Annotated in this window: 17 protein-coding genes; 6 read left to right on the top strand and 11 right to left on the bottom strand. The window is 47.6% G+C overall.

Annotated elements, in window-relative coordinates; translation table 11 throughout:
• The first annotated feature begins 5 nt into the window (after positions 1–5).
• Genes HKN88_01670 through HKN88_01660 form a run of 3 tightly spaced genes read left to right on the top strand, consistent with a single transcriptional unit; the run spans position 6 to position 3,850 of the window.
• Positions 6–884, top strand: coding sequence for an AAA family ATPase (locus HKN88_01670; GenBank protein ID NNC96758.1), 879 nt, complete (start codon positions 6–8; stop codon positions 882–884).
• Positions 885–902: 18 nt separating this feature from the next.
• A complete protein-coding gene (locus HKN88_01665) occupies positions 903–1,904 on the top strand; it encodes a DUF58 domain-containing protein (protein NNC96757.1) in 1,002 nt (333 codons plus the stop codon).
• Positions 1,901–3,850, top strand: coding sequence for a DUF3488 domain-containing transglutaminase family protein (locus HKN88_01660; protein NNC96756.1), 1,950 nt, complete (start codon positions 1,901–1,903; stop codon positions 3,848–3,850). Before HKN88_01665 ends, HKN88_01660 begins: the two co-directional genes overlap by 4 nt.
• 1 nt (position 3,851) lies before the next feature.
• Here HKN88_01660 and HKN88_01655 read toward each other — a convergent pair whose 3' ends face one another.
• The 5 genes from HKN88_01655 to HKN88_01635 form a co-directional block, all read right to left on the bottom strand.
• Positions 3,852–5,438: a peptide chain release factor 3 gene (locus tag HKN88_01655; GenBank protein NNC96755.1), complete on the bottom strand. Its 1,587-nt coding sequence runs from the start codon at positions 5,436–5,438 to the stop codon at positions 3,852–3,854.
• Between the two features lie 79 nt (positions 5,439–5,517).
• Entirely contained in the window at positions 5,518–6,957 is a 1,440-nt protein-coding gene (locus tag HKN88_01650) for an NAD(P)(+) transhydrogenase (Re/Si-specific) subunit beta (GenBank protein NNC96754.1), read from the bottom strand.
• 114 nt (positions 6,958–7,071) lie between these two features.
• Positions 7,072–7,356, bottom strand: coding sequence for an NAD(P) transhydrogenase subunit alpha (locus HKN88_01645; protein NNC96753.1), 285 nt, complete (start codon positions 7,354–7,356; stop codon positions 7,072–7,074).
• A 38-nt stretch (positions 7,357–7,394) separates the two neighbouring features.
• Entirely contained in the window at positions 7,395–8,525 is a 1,131-nt protein-coding gene (locus HKN88_01640) for a Re/Si-specific NAD(P)(+) transhydrogenase subunit alpha (protein NNC96752.1), read from the bottom strand.
• 47 nt (positions 8,526–8,572) lie between these two features.
• On the bottom strand, positions 8,573–11,611 hold the full coding sequence (locus tag HKN88_01635) for an aminotransferase class III-fold pyridoxal phosphate-dependent enzyme (GenBank protein ID NNC96751.1): 3,039 nt from the start codon (positions 11,609–11,611) through the stop codon (positions 8,573–8,575).
• Between the two features lie 168 nt (positions 11,612–11,779).
• On the opposite strand from HKN88_01635, the gene HKN88_01630 reads away from it, so the two are divergent.
• Positions 11,780–12,742 carry a hypothetical protein gene (locus tag HKN88_01630; protein ID NNC96750.1) on the top strand — a complete coding sequence of 321 codons (963 nt, stop codon included), beginning with the start codon at positions 11,780–11,782 and terminating at the stop codon, positions 12,740–12,742.
• A gap of 27 nt (positions 12,743–12,769) precedes the next feature.
• Here HKN88_01630 and HKN88_01625 read toward each other — a convergent pair whose 3' ends face one another.
• The 6 genes from HKN88_01625 to ilvC are packed head-to-tail and all read right to left on the bottom strand — an operon-like array spanning position 12,770 to position 17,235.
• Positions 12,770–13,339, bottom strand: coding sequence for a hypothetical protein (locus tag HKN88_01625; GenBank protein NNC96749.1), 570 nt, complete (start codon positions 13,337–13,339; stop codon positions 12,770–12,772).
• A gap of 15 nt (positions 13,340–13,354) precedes the next feature.
• Complete coding sequence (gene rimI / locus HKN88_01620; GenBank protein ID NNC96748.1) at positions 13,355–13,801, bottom strand: ribosomal protein S18-alanine N-acetyltransferase; 447 nt, start codon at positions 13,799–13,801, stop codon at positions 13,355–13,357.
• Positions 13,802–13,804: 3 nt separating this feature from the next.
• Entirely contained in the window at positions 13,805–14,629 is an 825-nt protein-coding gene (locus HKN88_01615) for a uracil-DNA glycosylase (GenBank protein ID NNC96747.1), read from the bottom strand.
• Positions 14,630–14,637: 8 nt separating this feature from the next.
• Positions 14,638–15,516 carry a CDP-diacylglycerol--serine O-phosphatidyltransferase gene (gene pssA, locus HKN88_01610; GenBank protein NNC96746.1) on the bottom strand — a complete coding sequence of 293 codons (879 nt, stop codon included), beginning with the start codon at positions 15,514–15,516 and terminating at the stop codon, positions 14,638–14,640.
• A 29-nt stretch (positions 15,517–15,545) separates the two neighbouring features.
• Entirely contained in the window at positions 15,546–16,190 is a 645-nt protein-coding gene (locus HKN88_01605) for a hypothetical protein (protein NNC96745.1), read from the bottom strand.
• Between the two features lie 55 nt (positions 16,191–16,245).
• Positions 16,246–17,235 carry a ketol-acid reductoisomerase gene (gene ilvC / locus HKN88_01600; GenBank protein ID NNC96744.1) on the bottom strand — a complete coding sequence of 330 codons (990 nt, stop codon included), beginning with the start codon at positions 17,233–17,235 and terminating at the stop codon, positions 16,246–16,248.
• 214 nt (positions 17,236–17,449) lie between these two features.
• Here ilvC and HKN88_01595 point away from each other — a divergent pair, with 214 nt between their 5' ends.
• A complete protein-coding gene (locus HKN88_01595; GenBank protein NNC96743.1) occupies positions 17,450–19,168 on the top strand; it encodes a proline--tRNA ligase in 1,719 nt (572 codons plus the stop codon).
• A gap of 81 nt (positions 19,169–19,249) precedes the next feature.
• Positions 19,250–19,828: a lytic transglycosylase domain-containing protein gene (locus HKN88_01590; protein ID NNC96742.1), complete on the top strand. Its 579-nt coding sequence runs from the start codon at positions 19,250–19,252 to the stop codon at positions 19,826–19,828.
• Positions 19,829–19,837 lie beyond the last annotated feature (9 nt).

The following is a 19,837-nucleotide window of genomic DNA, read 5'->3' as shown; positions in this document are numbered from 1 at the left end:
GCAATATGGAAAAACTCATACTCGGTAAGTCTCACCAGATTCGTTTAGCCCTGGCTTGCTTGCTAGCCGAGGGTCACTTATTGATCGAAGATGTGCCCGGTGTTGGTAAAACCACATTGGCCCATGGCTTGGCAAAAGTTTTGGGACTAAGCTTTCAACGCATCCAGTTCACCAGTGATCTGTTACCTGCCGATGTTACCGGCGTTTCAATTTATGATCGCGACAACAAGGAATTCGTGTTCAAACCTGGCCCGATCTTTGCACAATTGCTTCTGGCCGACGAGATCAATCGTGCTACCCCGAAAACCCAGAGTTCCTTACTGGAGGCCATGGAAGAACGCCAGGTCACCACCGATGGTCAATCGCATAAACTCCCTGAACCGTTCTTTGTGGTCGCGACGCAAAACCCGAGTGAACAAATTGGTACGTTTCCACTGCCTGAATCCCAACTCGATCGGTTTTTAATGCGCATTGAGATCGGTTATCCGGATGCCGCCGCGGAACGTGAACTTCTGACTAAAGGGGATACACGCAAAAACATCCACAGTTTCACCTCTGGTCTAAACACTGATGATCTGAGTATGCTGCGTCAAGCTGTGAACGATATTGTTGTCAGTGAAGCCTTGATCGATTATGTCCAGGACATTGTGCAAGCCACGCGCGAACCCGAATTATTCCAGCATGGGCTGTCACCACGTGCGGCACTGGGCTTGATCCGCGCGGCCAAATCCTGGGCGTTCTTATCGGGTCACAAGGGGGTATTACCGGAAGATGTGCAAGCCGTATTGCCCGGAGTTGTCGATCATCGTCTAATTACGCGGCATAAAGAACGCACTGGAGACTCACCTTCCAATTACCTGCAACACAATGTTGCCATTCCGTAACTCGCATTTCATGATTGCATGACCGGCAAAAAAACATCCAAATCGGGTTGGTCACAGCGCATATTAAAGCGCACAGAAAAATGGGCGCGCAATCGACGTAGCTCGTCCGACAGTATTCCCTATCAGGTCTCGGCCAGACGTATTTACATCATCCCTACCCGGTTTGGCGCGGGCTATGCACTTGCCGTATTTATTTTGCTGCTTGGTGCCATGAATTACAGCAATTCCCTGGCATTTTTCCTGACCTTTAGTTTGGCCGCCATCGGTTTTATTGCCATGCATCTAACCCACAGCAATCTTGCCAAACTAAGCGTTGAACCCGCATTTGCCGAACCGGTATTTGCCGGTGATCCGGCAATTTTGAAATTGGGCCTGGCTTCAAGTGATAAAAAATTACATCCTGAAATACTGGTCAGTAATGCACACGCCAACATCACGAGCCAAACCGTGAATGTTGAGCAACAGGACAAATACGCAAGTATTGTATTGCCTACGCATAAACGCGGTTATATTGAGATTGATCAATTCACCCTTTCCACACGTTTCCCCATGAACCTGTTTTTTGCCTGGACAGTGGCCTTCCAGACTCTACGTTGTCTGGTCTATCCCTCACCGGCGGAGAGTGCGCCCGAGGTTTTTGGCGAGACTAACAATAGTGAAAGCGCACGCAGCTCAAATCGACTCGGTCAAGATGACTTTGCCGGATTGCGAGATTATCAATGGCAAGACTCCCCGCAACACATTGCCTGGAAAAGTTATGCCAGTCAGGACAAATTGCTGGTCAAACTGTTTCATGAAAGTGTTGCACACACTCTGTGGTTTGATTTTGACGCATTGACCGCTAATGACATTGAGCAACGCCTGTCGCAATTGTGCCGTTTGATTCTGGATGCCGATAAACTGAAACAGAACTACGGATTACGCTTGGGAAAATTAAGCATAGCGCCAGGTCACGGTGAACAGCATAAGCATCAATGCTTGCAAGCATTGGCCTTGTATGATCAGGCTGCCGGATCATGACCGGGGCTGCGTATCGACTGGTCCCCTGGACTCTGGCCGCTTTGATCGTCAGCACTTTGCCACATGTGCTCAAACTGCCAATACAGATCACTTTGCTGATAGCAGCAATTTATATAGGCCGAGTCTATATACATATACGCTTCCTGCGCATGCCCAAAATGTGGATCAAAGCAGTCTTGATCGGTGTCGCGGTGTTAGCTGTGCTTGCGACCTTCAAAACCATTAATGGCGCACAAGCCGGCGGCGCACTGTTACTTTGTGTCGTTGCCCTGAAAACCCTGGAAATGCATGCTTTACGTGATCACGCGGTACTGTTGATTTCGGCGTTTTTTATTATTGTGAGTTTTGTGCTCGATGACAACAGTATCTGGAGCGGGATTTATTTACTGCTTGCCACCAGTGTTTGTATATTTGCCTTACTCAAACTTTCAGCACCTGAATTAAGCTGGAAGCAGTTAATGCCAAATGCCAAACGCTTTTTGCTTTATGGATTACCTTTGAGTGTGCTGTTATTCGTATTATTTCCACGCATTCCCGGCCCCTTATGGGGCCTGCCAAATACCTCGGAACAAGCCAAGACCGGCCTGAGTGACAGCATGACACCCGGGATGATCACAGATCTGGTCCAGTCAAATGAACTTGCCTTCCGGGTCAAATTCAACGGCAAAGAACCCGCACGCAAAGACCTATATTGGCGCGGACCGGTGTTACACCATTTCGACGGTAGCACCTGGACCATGTTAAAACGGTTTTTCTTTTACGACCGCACCAGCGAAGCAAACTCCCAACACAGCAGTCCCGACGATTTTCGTTACAAAGTAATACTGGAACCACATGATCAGCGCTGGATGTATATACTGGATTACCCCGGAGAATTACCGCTGCAATCCTGGATGTTGCCTGATTTTCAAGTGGGTCGCCAAAGTCCAATTTCTCAACTCATTTCTTATACGGCCAGTTCGCGACCAGGTGACGGTGAAAAACTGAAATATCACTCGAGTTATGCATCCATGGCATTGAAATTGCCTGCTCAAGGTTTTGAAAAAACCCGAGAGCTGGTCTCGCAATGGCGGCAGTTATACGCAACTGACCAGGAAATTGTGCAAGCGGCACTGTCTATGTTCAACCAACAAGAGTTCTCCTATACCTTGCAACCGCAAGCCCTGGATATGTCCGATTCAATTGATGATTTTTTGTTTCGCACCCGCGAAGGATTTTGCGAACACTATGCATCTGCCTTTGCCGTGATGATGCGCTCCGCGGGCATTCCGGCGCGCGTGGTCACGGGTTACCTCGGCGGTGACAAAAACGCATTTAGCGGTTATTACCGAATAACCCAGGCAGATGCCCACGCCTGGACCGAGATCTATTTACAAGACCGGGGGTGGGTGCGTGTGGATCCAACCGCTGCTATCGCACCTGAACGCATTCAACAAAATTTGCAACAAACCTTCCCCGAAGAAAACCTGGCTGGCGCATTCTCCAGTTTTCCGCTATTACTGCGCTTGGAGAGTGCCTGGTATGCCTTGAATACCGCCTGGTTTGACTGGGTACTGGAATTCAATAAAGAAAAACAACAAGACCTATTAAAAAGTCTGGGCTTTGAGGACCCGGACTGGAGTACTTTGGTGTGGTTAATGGTCAGCGGTATTCTCGGCTTTACCGTATTCATGAGCTGGCAAATGTGGCGTCAAACTCGACGCATAGTCACCGACCCCTTACAAAAAATCTATTTAAAATTCATTGGCAAACTGGAAAAACAAGGCTTACACAAACAAACTGCAGACGGCCCGCTAACTTACCAGAACAAAGCGCTGGCGATGTTTCCCGAACAACGCAGTGGCATACTGGAATTTATGCAAACCTATATTAACGCGCGTTATTACTCTCGCGAAAGTAAAGTCACGCAAAGCAAGATCCTGTTTAAAATTTTCAAGCGTCTATGAATTAACGCTGAAATTCACGGGTTTCCCTGAACAAAACTTCAGGGTGCCGCTCCTGAGCCAATTGCAAATTAACTCGACTTGGCGCCACATACACCAGTGCGTCACCATGATCTAGCGCCAGGTTTTGATGGTTTTTGGTTTTAAATTTTTCAAAGATCTTTTCGTCTTCGCACTCTACCCAGCGTGCCGTAGCCACATTCACAGCTTCAAAAGTGCAGGTAACGTTGTATTCATGTTGCAATCGGTAAGCCACCACATCAAATTGCAATATACCCACAGCGCCCAAAATCAGATCATTGTTTTTAAGTGGCATGAATAACTGGGTCGCACCTTCCTGACTGAGTTGTGACAAGCCTTTTTGCAAGGCCTTCATACGCAACGGATCACGCAAGACCGCCCGACGAAAAATCTCGGGAGCAAAATTCGGGATACCGGTAAAGTGCAATTCTTCACCTTGGGTGAAGGTGTCACCAATATTTATAGTGCCGTGATTATGCACTCCGATGATGTCACCGGCGTAGGCGTTCTCGGTATTCTTTCGATCAGATGCCAAAAAAGTCACCGCGTCGGGAATTTTGATATCTCTGCCCAGGCGTACATGTTTCACTTTCATGCCTCGACTGTATTCCCCCGAACACAAGCGCATAAACGCAATACGGTCATGATGCTTGGGATCCATATTGGCCTGAACCTTGAATACAAAGCCTGTTAATTTGGTTTCATTCGCTTGCACTTCACGTTCTTCCGCTTTACGCGGCATTGGCGTTGGTGCAAAGTCAACAAAACAGCTGAGCAATTCCTCCACCCCGAAATTATTTATCGCAGACCCAAAAAAAACCGGGGTTTGCAGCCCTTGCAAATACAACTCTCGATCAAACTCGTCACTGGCACCTTCGATCAACTCGAGCTCTTCACACACTTCGGCGTACATATCACCCAGTGCGTCTTTAGCCTCCTGGGAATGCAGGCTGTCAATAATTTTATTGCTACCGACCTTGCCACCTTTCTCCGCTTGATATAAATAGATCTTGTCTTGCAGGCGATGATAAATTCCCTTGAGACGTTTGCCCATTCCGATCGGCCAGGTGATCGGGGCGCATTTGATATCCAAAACGGATTCAACTTCGTCCAGCAATTCGATCGGGTCACGCCCTTCACGATCAAGTTTATTAATAAAAGTCATGATCGGTGTGGTGCGCAAACGACATACTTCCATGAGCTTGATGGTGCGTTGCTCAACCCCTTTAGCACAATCGATCACCATCAATGCAGAGTCAACTGCGGTCAAGGTGCGGTAGGTATCTTCGGAAAAGTCTTCGTGACCCGGCGTATCCAGAAGATTTACAACCCGGTTTTTGTACGGAAACTGCATGACTGAAGAAGTCACCGAAATACCCCGTTGCTGTTCCAGTGCCATCCAGTCTGAAGTTGCATGACGGGCAGCTTTACGCCCTTTTACGGTTCCAGCTAACTGTATGGCGCGACCAAACAATAACAACTTCTCTGTCAGGGTTGTTTTACCGGCATCCGGATGCGAGATGATCGCAAATGTACGCCGTTTGTTGATCTGCTTTTGAAGTTCGGACATGGAATCAGCGGGTAATAATCCGTTGGAAATACGCGAAAAGCGCGTATTGTAGCCTAATTGCCCCTTGAGAGAACCGGTATTACAACTCTTTGAGTGACTGTATCACCTGATTAATGGCGTCTTTGGCGTCACCATAGAGCATGCGCGTGTTATCCGCATAAAACAAATGATTTTCAATCCCGGAGAATCCCTTGCCCTTGCCACGTTTAACCACAACGGTATTTCGCGCTTCATCGGCACTCAATATTGGCATACCGAAGATCGGGCTACTTGGGTCGGTACGCGCAATCGGGTTAACCACATCATTCGCTCCAATCACCAAAGCAATATCGGTGGTGCTGAATTCGGCATTGATGTCTTCCAGGTCTTCTATCAGATCATAAGGAACCCCGGCTTCCGCCAACAAGACATTCATATGTCCGGGCATGCGGCCTGCAACCGGATGAATCGCAAAACGCACATCCACATCTCGCTGGCGTAATAATTCCGCCAGTTCCCAAACCTTGTGTTGAGCTTGAGCCACGGCCATGCCATATCCCGGGATAATAATGACTTTGCTTGCATAGGCCATATTGATGGCGGTGTCCGTGGCATCGGTGGCCTTCATACTGCCTTTCACCTCACCCGCAGGCTCTCCATCCGCCACACCGAATTTTTTAAACAAAATGGCTCCGACCTTACGATTCATCGCATCGGCCATCAGTTTGGTTAACAGGCTACCCGCCGAACCAACGACGGTCCCGGCGATCATCATGGCGGCATTTTGTAACACGAATCCTTCCAAGCCTACCGCCAGACCAGTTAAAGCATTGAACAAGGAGATGACCACTGGCATATCTGCACCACCGATCGGCATGGCAATGGTGATGCCAAAGATCAAGGCAACAACAAAAAACGCAATAATGGCAAGGGTGTAAGTTGCACTGATCTCATGTGACCCATCGGTGTGTACCTGGCTGCTTAAATAAATGGCCAATAATAATGAAACAACAAATACCACCAGATTAATAATTTGCACACCCTTGAACTGCCAGCTTTTCCAGATCAATCCTTGTAACTTGGCAAAGGCAATAATTGAACCGGAAAATGCCACTGCCCCGATCAGCGCACCCAACACCGCCAAGACCTGGGTCACTGTATTCGTTGCATGACCCTGCAATAAAGCAATCGCAGCGATACAGGCCGCCGCACCACCGCCGAGGCCGTTATACAAGGCCACCATTTGTGGCATATCAGTCATGGCCACTTTTTTGGCCGAGACATAGGCTATCCAGGAACCTATAACTACAGCAATGACCGCTAAAGAAATATTGGTTGCCAGCAAGGATGCCCGTTCACCTTCCAGATCGATCAGGCGCAGGGTATCGGGCAAAAAAGTAACAAAAGTCGCAATCAGCATTCCAACCCCGGCCCAGATCATGCCCTTGCGCGCCGTGACCGGTGACGACATGGCTTTGAGACCGAGAATAAAAAGTATAGCCGCGATGAAATAAACGATTTGTATGGTTGTCGAAAGCATTATTTTTATATCATTTTTAAATTAGTTATCATTCTAAAAAAACCACTGACCGAGATACGCTTCTGGACCAGGTGAAATTCCTCTGTCACTAGCAATGGTCTGGAGTGAAAGTCTTCAGCCGTCAGAACTCTTGAACATTTCCAACATTCTATCTGTTGCGACATAACCTCCCGCGGCATTACCGGCAGCCATGAGCACACCGATGAAACCGATGATCTGTTCGGTCAGGTTGCTCGCCGATATCAACGCGATGATCGCTCCGACCACGACAATTCCGTGAATAAAATTGGAACCTGACATTAGTGGCGTATGCAAAATTACCGGCACTTTGGAAATAACCTCATACCCGGCAATAGCTGCCAGCATAAAAATATATATCGCGGTAAAGCCTTCAATCACCATATGCTTCTCTCAAATACTCTGTGTGATGTAATCATTTATAAATCCTGCGCTTGTTTAACCCCGGCATGCGTAACTTGGCCTTCCCGGGTTAAACATGCCCCGGCCAATACTTCGTCTTCCCAATCTGGTTGCAATTCCCCATCAACCAGCATCAGTTCGATGAGGTTAAGAATATTTTTTGCGTACATTTCACTGGCGTGCTTGGGTGCAGTAGACGGGATATTGACCGGACCGGCGATGGTGACACCGTTTGGTGTCTGGTAGTTCTCGCCCGCTTTGGTCATTTCGCAATTTCCACCCGTTTCAGCGGCCATATCCACGATCACACTGCCGGCTTGCATATTGGCAACCATGTCAGATGAAATAATCTTAGGCGCCTCTCGTCCGGGTATGGCGGCCGTTGTGATCACGGCATTAACCTGTGTCAGATGCTCTGCCAACACCGACGACTGTTGTTGTTTCTCTGCTTGAGTGAGTGCACGGGCATAACCGCCCTCACCGACCGCATTCACGCCGGTGTCGATCATTTTGGCGCCCAGAGACTCAACCTGCTCACGCGCATCCGGACGAATGTCGTAGGCCTCAACCATCGCACCCAAACGCTTCGCGGTAGCAATGGCCTGTAAGCCTGCAACGCCAGCTCCGATCACCAAAACCTTGGCCGGACGAATAGTGCCGGCGGCCGTAGTCAGCATGGGGAAAAACCCGGGCGTGAGTTGCGCGGCTTGTATAGCACACTTGTAACCGGCAAGACTGGCTTGTGACGACAAGGCATCCATGGACTGGGCGCGGGAGATGCGCGGGACAAGTTCCATGGCAACACTGGTAATGCCTTGCTGTTGCAGCTTTAGTACCAATTCTTTATTTCGGTATGGATCCATAAAACCGATGATTATCTGGCCAGGTTTTAAGGCAGCGAGCAGATCATCATCTGGCGCCTGTACCATAACCACAATATCACTGCTGCTAACAAGTTCGTCAGTTTGCTCAATGATGGTCGCGTCACTGTATAGGGCATCCGGAAAGAATGAACGCAAACCGGCATCTTTTTGCAGATTGATCCGAGCCGAATGCTTTTTGCAAAAGCGTACGATTGAAGCAGGGTCAAGTGCAACACGATTTTCACCGGCTTGTGACTCGCGAACAACACCTATTTTTAAACTCACTGCATTCCCCAATTTATAATGCTGACTCTTACGTATATTAACATTCTTTAATAAACCTGCAAAACATCTTCACTGAAAACTTTTTCCAGGGTATCCAGCAGTTCATCAACATCTTTTTCAGAGAACACCAGTGGCGGTTTAATTTTGATGACATTATGATCCGGTCCATCGCTGCTCATTAATATACTATGGGCTTTCATGCGATTGATCAGGTAATCGGTTTGTAAAGGCAAGGGCTTTAACGCTGCATCAACCAGCTCAAAGCCTAAAAACAGTCCTTCGCCACGCACATCACCAATGATTGGAAATTGTTTAGAAAGGATTTGCAACTTCTGTTTAAGCAATGCGCCGATAGTATTTGCGTGCGTTTGTAAATTCTCACGCTTGACCACACGCAAGACTTCGCTGGCGATGGCACATGAAACCGGATTGCCGCCAAAAGTATTAAAGTATTCCATGCCATTGGCAAACTTGTCGGCTATCTCCCGGGTACAAACAACCGCGGCAACCGGATGCCCATTACCCAAAGGCTTGCCAATGGTGACGATATCCGGGATCACATCGTGCAACTCAAAACCCCAGAAATGTTTACCCACGCGACCGCAACCAACTTGCACTTCATCCGCCACGCAATAGCCACCCGCTTCTCGTACATAAGTAAAAGCCTGTTGCAAAAAGCCCTCCGGAGGCACGATCTGACCGCCACAACTGATGATCGGTTCAATTATCATGCCAGCTACATGACGTCCCTCGGCATGCACATGCGAAATACAGGTTTCTACCTCATAGGCATAGCGAAAACCGCTGTTGTCACCGCGATACTTGCCACGAAACGCATCCGGCAACGGGAATACATGGGTATATTGCGGCGCGCCACTGCCACCCTTTCCGTCAAACTTATAGGAACTGATATTGATGGCGGCATTCGTGTTCCCGTGATATCCAACTTCTGAAACAAGGATGTCTTGACGTCCGGTTGCAGTTTTCAACATCCGTATGGCCAGTTCATTGGCCTCGCTGCCTGAATTCACAAAATGCACCACACATAATTCATCGGGTAAGGTCTCAAGTAACTCACTGGCCAGCTCATTGATGTTTGGGTGCAAATAACGTGAATTGGTATTGAGTACCGCCATTTGTTGTTGACCGGCCTTGACCACATCCGGGTGTTCGTGTCCGACGTGTGCAACGTTATTCACCGTATCCAGAAATTTGCGGCCCTGATCATCAATCAGATACTGAGCAGCTCCACGTACAATGTTCAGTGGCGTCTTATAAGACAGACTCAAGCCTTTGCCCAGATGTTGTTGTCTAAACTCAAGCAATTCCTGATTTGTTTTTTGATTTGGCTCAAGCCCGTCACATTTGAAAAGCAAATTCGGGTCAGGACAAATACTCGCCCAGACCCCGACTTCCTCCGGATAAGCAACACCGGCAAAATCGTTAACATAGTCCAGCATACTTAACATTAACTGAAAATGCAGATGTGGAGACCAGTTGCCATTTTCCGGATAAGAACCCAGGCGCGCGATGCATTCGCCCTGTTTGATCTGGTCACCGATCGTGTGCTGGGTGGCGGATGAAACTGTTAGATGACCATACAAGGAAAAAAAACTGAACTCGCCATGCTGGTCTTCGATCGTGTGTTTCAGAATAAGCAATCCGCCATATTGCTTATCGCCCGAATTATCCACCGCTGCAACGACTTCACCATCCAGAACGGCATGCACCGATGTGTAAGCAGGCAACCAATAATCCACCCCCAGATGCACAGTACGACTACGCCGCCCGCTGTTACCCACACTGTCGTATTCTGGCGCGATGTATAGAGCACGCGGCTCAAGGTAACCGCCTGCAATGATTTTGTCTGGATGTTGTTTTTGTAATTTATGTATTTTGAAATCAAACAGCTCCAGATCATTGAAGTCTGTAACGTGACCCAACCAAGTGCTGGCCACATTGAGTTCCAGGGGATGTATTTGATTGCGTAACACTGTTGGATACAGGTCCGATAAAGAGAATTTTGATTGTTTCGCCCATTCAACAAACCGTGCTTGATCAGGATGAGCAGAAAATCCACAGGCATCGCGAAAACGGTAAGTCGCAAATTCCTGGTCAATCGCATCCCACTTTAAAAGCAAATCAATTGCCGTTTGTTTACTAACCTGCAAATACTCATTCTCGGGTTCCGCCACACGATTGATTGCGGCCTTGGTGATCGACACGATCAAGCGCATGGCAATCAACAGATATAAATAGTCTAATTCTTGTTCCTGTAAGGCAAATGCGTGATGATAGCCCTTAAGCAGTGGCAAAGCAGCCGCGAGTGGATCCGGAAAGTCTTTAATGGCGTAAGAGCAAGCGATAGCCACATCGTTAATCACCTGGGTATGCAGCGCATCGCCAAAATCAAATATTGACAAAACCTGTGGCTTGAGGACATCCAGACTCACAACAATATTGCCCTCATTCACATCATTGTGCACCACAGACTTTCGCAAGCCCTGATAGGACTTTTGCACCGTTTCAAACCGACCGATGAAACTTTCAATAATGCGCTTCTCTTCGCCGGAAAATAAATCCGTATGCTCTTTTGTCCAGAGTGACTGGGCCACATCCCAATCCAGTTCCCTGTGCGCCTTTGGATGATCAAAATCCAACAGGGTTTTAGTGATCAATCCGGACTTGTATCCGAGCTCATACCTGAGTGCATCGAGTTGAGGATTGACCGTATGCCACAAACGACCTTCAATCCAGGTAAGCAGCCGGACGTAGCGAATTTGTTCATTCTCATCGGTAAACTCTGAAATCGCTTGACCGTTCACATCCTTAACTACTTGCGACGCGTTCAATTCCGGGTCTTGACTGAGTGTGAGCAATATTTGATTTTGCAGATCAAGATAGTCTTTATCAACGCCGGCTCGTGAAATTTTTAATAAATATTTTGCCCGTCCATCTATCTCGATGCAAAAATTGAAATCAATTTCACCGTGCACCGGACTTGCAAGCGCCTGAATGCCGTAGAGATCCGAAAGAATCTCAGCCGCATGTTGATCGTATATTTTGCTGGTGGAATAGTCGCCCATGCCTTGATTTTACAGTAGAAAGTGAAAGTTTTTGAATGGCAATTTGTGGTCATCCCCTATATCAAGTAATGTGAATACCTAGTATCTTTGCAAAACGGACGCAATAAAAGCCACAAAATGAACCTAGGATTATCCAAAATGTTGCTATTGCTTGTATCACTGATTGTGATGCAAACAGTTTCCGCACAATTATTTGAGAGCGACTCGGTATTAGAGATAAAACTGGAAGGTCCGGTCAGCCGTGTGATACGCGCCAAAAAACAAAAAACCCCGTCGCGTTTTGTTTTAGAGGTAAATGGTCACCGCCAAGAAGTGCTCGTGCGTGCGCGAGGCAATAGCCGGCTCAGAGTTTGTCGCTTCCCCCCGCTCCGTTTGCAATTCAATCAACAGCACGCACGTGGTAGTGTATTTTCCGGAATGGACAAGGTTAAGATCGTCACCCATTGCAAACTCACATCTGCGTATCAGGAAAATGCCATTCAGGAATATCTGGCGTACAAAATACTCAACCAAATCACCGACGTCAGTTATCAGGTACGTCTGGCGCGTATCACATATGTAGACACGCTAGCCAAAAAAAACTCTCAGTCATTGGTGCGCTATGCGTTTTTGATTGAACCCAGGCTCGACATGATCAAGCGTTTAGGCGCTCAACCGGTCGCGGCACAGGGCGTGTCATTGCGCTCCCTCAATGATGCGCACATGGCAAAGATTTATATCTATCAATATCTGATTGGCAATACTGATTGGTCATTGGTGTCGGCGGAAAAAGATACCGTATGTTGTCACAACGGAACCTTAATCAACATCAACCAAGAACGCTTTTACGTACCTTATGATTTTGACCTTTCCGGACTAGTGAATGCCCGCTATGCGTTTCCGGATAAGTCCTTACGCATCAGACGCGTTACCCAGCGCTTGTATCGCGGGTTCTGTCAATCTTCTAATAAACTACAAGTTGCCCTGGACCAAATCAGATCGACACAAAGCAATATAGTAAAAATAATTAAAGATGTGCCCGGTCTGTCAGACACTGCACGACTGGAAACAGAAAAATATGTGAACCGTTTTTTTCAGGAGGCGGCTAATGAACAAAAGCTGATGGCGGATTTTCAAAAACGCTGTTTATAAAATTCTGCATTGGCATTGTGGTTCCCACTAATGCATAAACAGATAAATATCTTTTTGAGTATGTTTTGCTCGCGTGAACCAGTCGATCAAGCGCTCTTTCTGGATTTCATCTATGCCTTCATATTCGGCATTTTCCAAGTCTATTTTAGTATGACTAATGTAGCCAAGTGCTGGCCAGTCATCCGGGTGAGGAAATTTGACCGGTAATGTCATTTCAGTAAATGGAATGGCATAAAAGCTGTCGATTGAACACGGATACCATTCAGAATTATCCAGAAAGTCTCCCTTGTACTCACAAATATTCTTGAAAACATAGCCATAGACATGACCTTCGTAGGCATTACTGATATTGTCAGTCAGGAACTCATCAATTACTTTTCTTGCAATCGGGACGTCGAAATTTTCATCGTCTTCATCCAGCCATTCCTGAATACTCTCATCCAGGTCATCCAGCTCGGGCTTAAGCGCTTCTATCATCTTCTCCTGTTCACTTTTTTTACCAAAAACAGAACTTAAAAACCCGCGCTTTTTTTCTTTTCTCAAAAGACTAAACAATTCATCCGTATCAACAAGATAGGCCATCACACCATAGCTCATTATATTTTCCTCTAATCAAGATAAATCCATCTTATACGTCACTGCATCTTCTTTCCCGCTTTGAGTCTTGTAATAATCTTTTCTTAGACCAATTTGCTCAAAGCCCATAGCCTCATACAAGGCAATGGCCGGTTTACTGCTAACACGCACCTCTAAAAACAAAGTATCGACATGTTTTTCTTGCAATAAATTTATCATGTCGGACAACAACTTTCTGGCCAAACCTTTACGACGCTGAGCGGGCGCGATACAGATATTCAAAAGATGGGCTTCATTGGCGCCAACCGAGATGAGTATATAACCGATGATGGTTTCGCCATCCAACAGCACCCAGGCCGGATAGCCGACTTTCAAACAATCGGAAAAAATGCCGCGGGTCCAGGGTACCGGATAGCTTTGAGTCTCAATTGCAAGCACCTGATCGAGATCGCTTTCCTGCATCCTGCGTAAGCTAACGGGCATGGATCAGGCTTTTAATACTGAAAATGCAAGTTTCAGATCGTCCCATACTTTGCGTTTCTGACTCGGACTTCTTAACAAGTAGGCCGGATGGTACGTCACAATGACCGGAATATCTTTCTCAAGTTTGACAGGATGCTGAATACTGTGCGGTTTACCCCGCATGCGGGAAATAGGATCCTCGACTTGCAAAACATTTTGACTGGCAATACGCCCCACGCAAATAATGATCTTTGGGTCAACCAGGGCAATCTGCTGTTCCAGATATGCTCGACACTGAGCCGCTTCGGATTTTTTTGGATCACGATTACCAGGCGGCCGGCATTTCAAGGTGTTGGCGATATAAACCTTATCTCGCCCCAAGCCAATGGACTCCAGAATAACAGTTAAGAGTTGCCCAGCTTGACCGACAAATGGCTCACCTTGTTTGTCTTCTTCGATACCGGGTGCTTCCCCGATGATCATCCAGTCGGCATTGCTGTCACCTACGCCAAATACCGTTTGGGTACGGGTTTTGTGCAAATCGCAGCGTTCACAATTGCTGACATGATCGATCAAGCCTGACCACTCCTGGGGCAAGTCACTGCGCTTTAAAATTTCATGCACTGAAACCGACGTTTCAGTTTCGGCTGGTGTAACAGTTGGCGCCTCGCGAGCTTGAGAATCATTGACCGGCGATAGATTGTCATCTGATTTACCCGGGGATTTTTTTTGACTTGACTTTACTTGCGGTGGAAGCTCAAAGTCCTGTTTTTCTTCTTCGGCTCTTTCTGTATAGACCGGTATACCCATCAAGTCCAAATACTGTTTTTGTCTTTCAGATAATGGCATGTTTGAACTTATTCTTCTTCAAGATAGTTGGCAGGCACCACGCGCGGGTCTTCAATGTCGTCCGGAATTATATTTTCAGTTTGTTCACCACGAATGCGTCGCATCACCAGTCCGACTGGTCCCGAAATGGCATAGGCAAAGAATGAGATAAACAGAGTCCTGTGTGGATCAATGAACAATAGACCAAGAATCAAAGGCACCAGCAATAAAATGTGAAATGGCACTTTGCCTTTAAGATTTAAATCTTTAAAACTGCGATATTTGATATTACTGACCATTAAAGCGCCGGCAAAAAAAGTGATGATCAACGCCGGGAAGCTGGTGTAGCTCGGGTCGAAATCGAATGAATGATCAAACAGAATTAGGCCCGCTACCACCCCGGCTGCTGACGGGCTGGGCAAACCCTCAAAATAGCGTTTATCCACTTTACCGATATTGGTGTTAAATCGCGCCAATCGCAATGCCGCACACACGCAATAGGTAAAAGCCACGATCCAGCCGGCCTTACTCCAGAAGCCACTCAATGAAACCAGGTGGTCAATGCCCCATTGATACATCACCAGCGCCGGAGCAATGCCGAATGAGACCATGTCGGATAAAGAATCGTATTCTTTGCCGAATTGCGTTTCGGTGCTGGTCATGCGCGCGACCCGGCCATCCATACCATCGAGTAACATGGCCACAAAAATGGCGAAAGCGGCTTTTTCAAAATTGCCGTCCATGGAGGCAACCACCGCATAGAACCCCGCAAACAAAGCGGCTGTGGTGAATAGATTAGGCAATAGATAAACCCCGCGCCCCCGTTCGCCAGCCTCGATATTCAATTGGCGTTTTTCACGATGGGCGGCTACCGTGTTTTTTACTTTCCGGGTAATTTTTTTGTTCATAGGGTTTATTGTACAAGGCTTGGCAGAATTTATTCTTCTTCGAACTGACCATGATCGAATTCCGCCAGTATAGAACTACCCGCTTTAACTCTCTGACCAATCGCAATATCCAGTTTGATGGTCTCAGGCAGATACAACACACAATTTGATGCCAAGCGATTCAAGCCCACACGTTCACCCTGTCCTATGCGTTCACCGAAACGCACATGACATACGGCCGGATACCATTTGGCAACACCCTCGCCACGCATTTGCATGACCACGTCATCCATTTCATCGGTGCGTATCCACAAGCCACGCGTATCCACCCTGCGCGAACCCAGATCGACATCACTCAAACTGAGGATCTTCCCTTCACACGGACTGCGTGTGGTGTAGGCGCCTGATTTATAAATTCGGATGGTTAATTTTATGGCACGTCGTTCCAATAAGCCCTCTTTCAGAACCGATATAGCCATCACCCGACCATCGACGGGACTCACGACGGCATAAGGAATAGCGGGGATAGTCCTATAAGGATCACGGAACAACAAAAAACCGGCAATAAAGTACACAAGGCACAACAGCATCAACCAGGTCAATCCGTATTTGAAACCGACCAGAAACACGAATAGACCACCAAGGAAAAATGGCCAACCGTCACTTGCTAAAATCGGATGTTTTACATCTGCCATATTCGTTAGACTCTAGTTCATTGCCTTAATTCGTGATAAATCTTTAAACATGCGATCAGCTCTTGATCCATGGCATCATAGCGCGCAAGCGTTCGCCAACCTCTGTGATCGGGTGAGCCTCGCTGGCGGCACGACCTTTTCGGATCACGGGCGAATTATTGTTTATTTCTTGAGATAATTCGCGTGCAAAAGCACCTGATTGCACTTCCTTTAACATTGCACGCATCTCTTCTCGTGTACGCTCATTGATGACACGCGGCCCTCGCGTGTAGTCACCAAACTCCGCTGTTTCCGAAATAGATTGACGCATTCCAGCAATGCCACGCGAATATATCAGGTCAATGATCAGTTTCAGCTCATGCAAACAGGAAAAATAAGCCAGTTCCGATTGGTATCCTGCTTCAACCAAGGTTTCAAAACCTGCCTCGATCAAATGCGTGATGCCGCCACACAAAATAGCCTGTTCGGCAAACAGATCGGTTTCGGTTTCGTCTTTAATCGTAGTTTCAATGATTCCGGCCCGGCCATGCCCGTTCAATGCCGCATAAGCAAGAGCCCGGCGTTTGGCTTGCCCGGTGAAATCCTGGTGCACGGCTAACAAGGCGGGAACCCCTGCCCCCGCTACGTACATGGCGCGAACCTGATCGCCGATTCCCAACGGGGCAACCATGCAAACATCCAGATCTTTTCTTGGTTTTAGCGTTTCATAATGAATACTGTAGCCGTGCGCAAACAAAAGCATTGATCCACTGCGCAGGTGTGGTTCTAACACGCTCTGATAAATTGCCGGATGCGAACTGTCCGGACTCAAAAGCATTACTACATCTGCAGTGCGCACTGCTTCTTCAAGCTCAAGAGTAGTCAAACCCATGGACGTGGCTGCCGTCATGGATGGTGAGTCAGCTCGCAATGCAATCACAACATCGGCACCCGAGTCATGTAAATTCAAGGCATGGCTGCGGCCCTGCGCCCCAAAACCAATTATGGCAATACGCTGTTCAGCCAAAGCATCGCTGCTGATGTCTTTATCGTAATATGTACCCATGGGAATATTTTTCAGAATGCGTATTTCAGGTCTGGTGATGGCCAGCCGATTGTTTTTATTCAAGCGAGCATTCTAACACCGATACGCATCTCGCTATGGATTGTGACATAAAGCGTCAGAATCTCGGCAAGCAGCTATGCAACACATATACAAACAGGTTAAAATACACAGCTAATATATTGAATTTTAATCATTTTTACCAAAAGCCCTCTTCATGCGTCTAAGTCAATTCCCCCTCAACACACTCAAAGAAACTCCGGCCGATGCCGAAGTCATCAGTCACCAACTTATGTTGCGTGCCGGATTGATCCGCCGCCTGGCCTCGGGTTTATATTCCTGGTTGCCGCTGGGTATGCGCGTATTACGTAAAGTGGAGCAGATCGTTCGTGAAGAAATGCAAAATGCCGGCTCCCTGGAAATACTGATGCCCGCCGTGCAACCGGCCGAATTGTGGCAGGAGTCTGGACGCTGGGATCAATACGGTCCTGAATTATTACGCATGCATGATCGCCACAAACGCGAGTTTTGTTACGGCCCTACCCATGAAGAGGTAATGACTGATATCGCCCGTCGTGAATTACGCAGTTACAAACAATTGCCAATTAACTATTTTCAAATTCAAACCAAATTCCGTGACGAGATTCGACCGCGTTTTGGGGTGATGCGGGCGCGCGAATTCATTATGAAAGATGCCTACTCATTTCACATGGATGCGGACAGCCTGCAACAAACCTACGATGCCATGTATGACGCCTATTGCCGCATCATGGAGCGCATCGGGCTGGAGTATCGTCCGGTTGCTGCCGATACCGGCAGTATTGGTGGCAGTGCCTCGCACGAATTTCACGTGTTAGCCGACAGCGGTGAAGACGTGATCGCGTATTCCGATGCATCCGAATTTGCAGCAAACGTCGAACTGGCCGAAGCACTCGCACCGAGCACTGAACGTGCCGCACCAACAATTGATATGCATGAAGTTGTAACCCCGAATGCAAAAACCATTCAGGACCTGGTCGAACAATTTGACATTGAGATCACCAAAACACTTAAAACCCTGATCGTGCATGGACACCGGGATGACGAGGCAAAGTCTGCCACTCCACTAGTGGCATTACTGGTGCGTGGTGATCACACTTTGAATGCAATTAAAGCGGAAAAACTGCCATTGGTTGCCAGTCCCCTGTGTTTTGCCAGCGATGAAGAGATCAATTCTGCAATTGGTGCCAGCGCCGGCTCATTAGGCCCGGTTAATCTGGAAATGCCCGTTATTGTGGACCGCAGTGTGGCGGTAATGTCGGATTTTACCGCGGGTTCCAATAAGGACGGGCATCATTTTTTCGGCATCAATTGGGAACGTGACGCTAGCTATAGCGAGATTGCCGACCTGCGTGAAGTACAAGCCGGTGATCCGAGTCCGGACGGTCAGGGACATTTGCAATTGTGTCGTGGAATCGAGGTTGGGCATGTATTCCAACTCGGAGACAAATATTCAAAATCCATGCAACTCAGTGTGCTCGACAAGAATGGTAAAGCCGCCACTCCATTGATGGGGTGTTATGGCGTAGGGGTGACCCGACTGGTTGCCGCCGCGATTGAACAAAACCATGACGACAATGGCATTGTGTGGCAAAACAGCATCGCGCCTTTCCATGTGGCTATCGTTGCCTTGAATTACGAGAAATCTGACATGGTGCGCAGTAAGGCCGATGCATTGTATGAAGAACTCAAGTCCGCCGGTTTTGATGTTGTCTTGGATGATCGCAAAGCCCGGCCCGGGGTTAAGTTTGCCGATATCGAATTGATCGGAATTCCGCATCGCATCACAGTGAGTGAGCGGGGTCTGAAAAATCAGACACTGGAATACCGTGCGCGCACCGCAAGTGAAAATGAAGAAGTAGCCATTGACAACATAATGGAAAAAATATCCAATTGAATCATGCGATTTTTTAATCACAGCACAATTAACTTGAGTATCAAAAAGTCGCCAGGTAATGCGAGCGCTTTTGCTGTTGCTATAGCTATCTCCATACTATTGATGGCCTTTATGGCAACGCCTGCATTATTTGCCGCCTCGCATACCAATTCCCAGGGTCAGGCCTTTGACCCCGAATTGAAAAAGTTGTTAAAACACGTAGCCGACAAGAGTTCGAGCTTTGAAGATAAATTTGAAGCCCAGGTGTGGTTGACCGACATGAGTAATCGCCTGGGCAAACAGGTTAAAGACCACCAGGAGCGTATTGCTATTTTGACCGCCGTTCACAGGGAAGCAAAGCGTTCTGGCTTGCAACCAGAACTGGTTTTAGCGGTTATGGACGTGGAAAGCGCCTTTGATCGCTTTGCAATTTCGCGAGTTGGTGCTCGCGGCTTGATGCAAATCATGCCTTTTTGGCTGGACGAGATCGGTCGCCCAAATGACAACCTGTTTCACATCGACACCAATGTACGCTTTGGTTGTACTATTTTGAAATATTATATTGATATGGAAAAAGGCAACCTGTTTCGCGCTCTCGGGCGCTATAACGGCAGCTTAGGCAGAGCCAAATACCCGAATAAGGTGTTTAAAAAACTCAATAATCGCTGGTACGTCAACTAGGCCAAGCCC

This window comes from Gammaproteobacteria bacterium (assembly GCA_013001575.1).
Taxonomy (GTDB): Bacteria; Pseudomonadota; Gammaproteobacteria; order Steroidobacterales; family JABDMI01; genus JABDMI01.
This window is presented reverse-complemented; position numbering and strand designations above follow the sequence as displayed.

Excerpts from the sequence above, each read along its gene's own strand:
- rimI (NNC96748.1), bottom strand. The coding sequence starts at position 13,801 with ATGCCCGTTAGCTTACGCAGGATGCAGGAAAGCGATCTCGATCAGGTG.
- HKN88_01630 (NNC96750.1), top strand. The coding sequence starts at position 11,780 with ATGCAAACAGTTTCCGCACAATTATTTGAGAGCGACTCGGTATTAGAG.
- HKN88_01595 (NNC96743.1), top strand. The coding sequence starts at position 17,450 with ATGCGTCTAAGTCAATTCCCCCTCAACACACTCAAAGAAACTCCGGCC.
- HKN88_01655 (NNC96755.1), bottom strand. The coding sequence starts at position 5,438 with ATGTCCGAACTTCAAAAGCAGATCAACAAACGGCGTACATTTGCGATC.
- HKN88_01605 (NNC96745.1), bottom strand. The coding sequence starts at position 16,190 with ATGGCAGATGTAAAACATCCGATTTTAGCAAGTGACGGTTGGCCATTT.
- pssA (NNC96746.1), bottom strand. The coding sequence starts at position 15,516 with ATGAACAAAAAAATTACCCGGAAAGTAAAAAACACGGTAGCCGCCCAT.
- HKN88_01650 (NNC96754.1), bottom strand. The coding sequence starts at position 6,957 with ATGCTTTCGACAACCATACAAATCGTTTATTTCATCGCGGCTATACTT.
- ilvC (NNC96744.1), bottom strand. The coding sequence starts at position 17,235 with ATGGGTACATATTACGATAAAGACATCAGCAGCGATGCTTTGGCTGAA.
- HKN88_01615 (NNC96747.1), bottom strand. The coding sequence starts at position 14,629 with ATGCCATTATCTGAAAGACAAAAACAGTATTTGGACTTGATGGGTATA.
- HKN88_01670 (NNC96758.1), top strand. The coding sequence starts at position 6 with ATGGAAAAACTCATACTCGGTAAGTCTCACCAGATTCGTTTAGCCCTG.
- HKN88_01635 (NNC96751.1), bottom strand. The coding sequence starts at position 11,611 with ATGGGCGACTATTCCACCAGCAAAATATACGATCAACATGCGGCTGAG.
- HKN88_01660 (NNC96756.1), top strand. The coding sequence starts at position 1,901 with ATGACCGGGGCTGCGTATCGACTGGTCCCCTGGACTCTGGCCGCTTTG.
- HKN88_01625 (NNC96749.1), bottom strand. The coding sequence starts at position 13,339 with ATGAGCTATGGTGTGATGGCCTATCTTGTTGATACGGATGAATTGTTT.
- HKN88_01665 (NNC96757.1), top strand. The coding sequence starts at position 903 with ATGACCGGCAAAAAAACATCCAAATCGGGTTGGTCACAGCGCATATTA.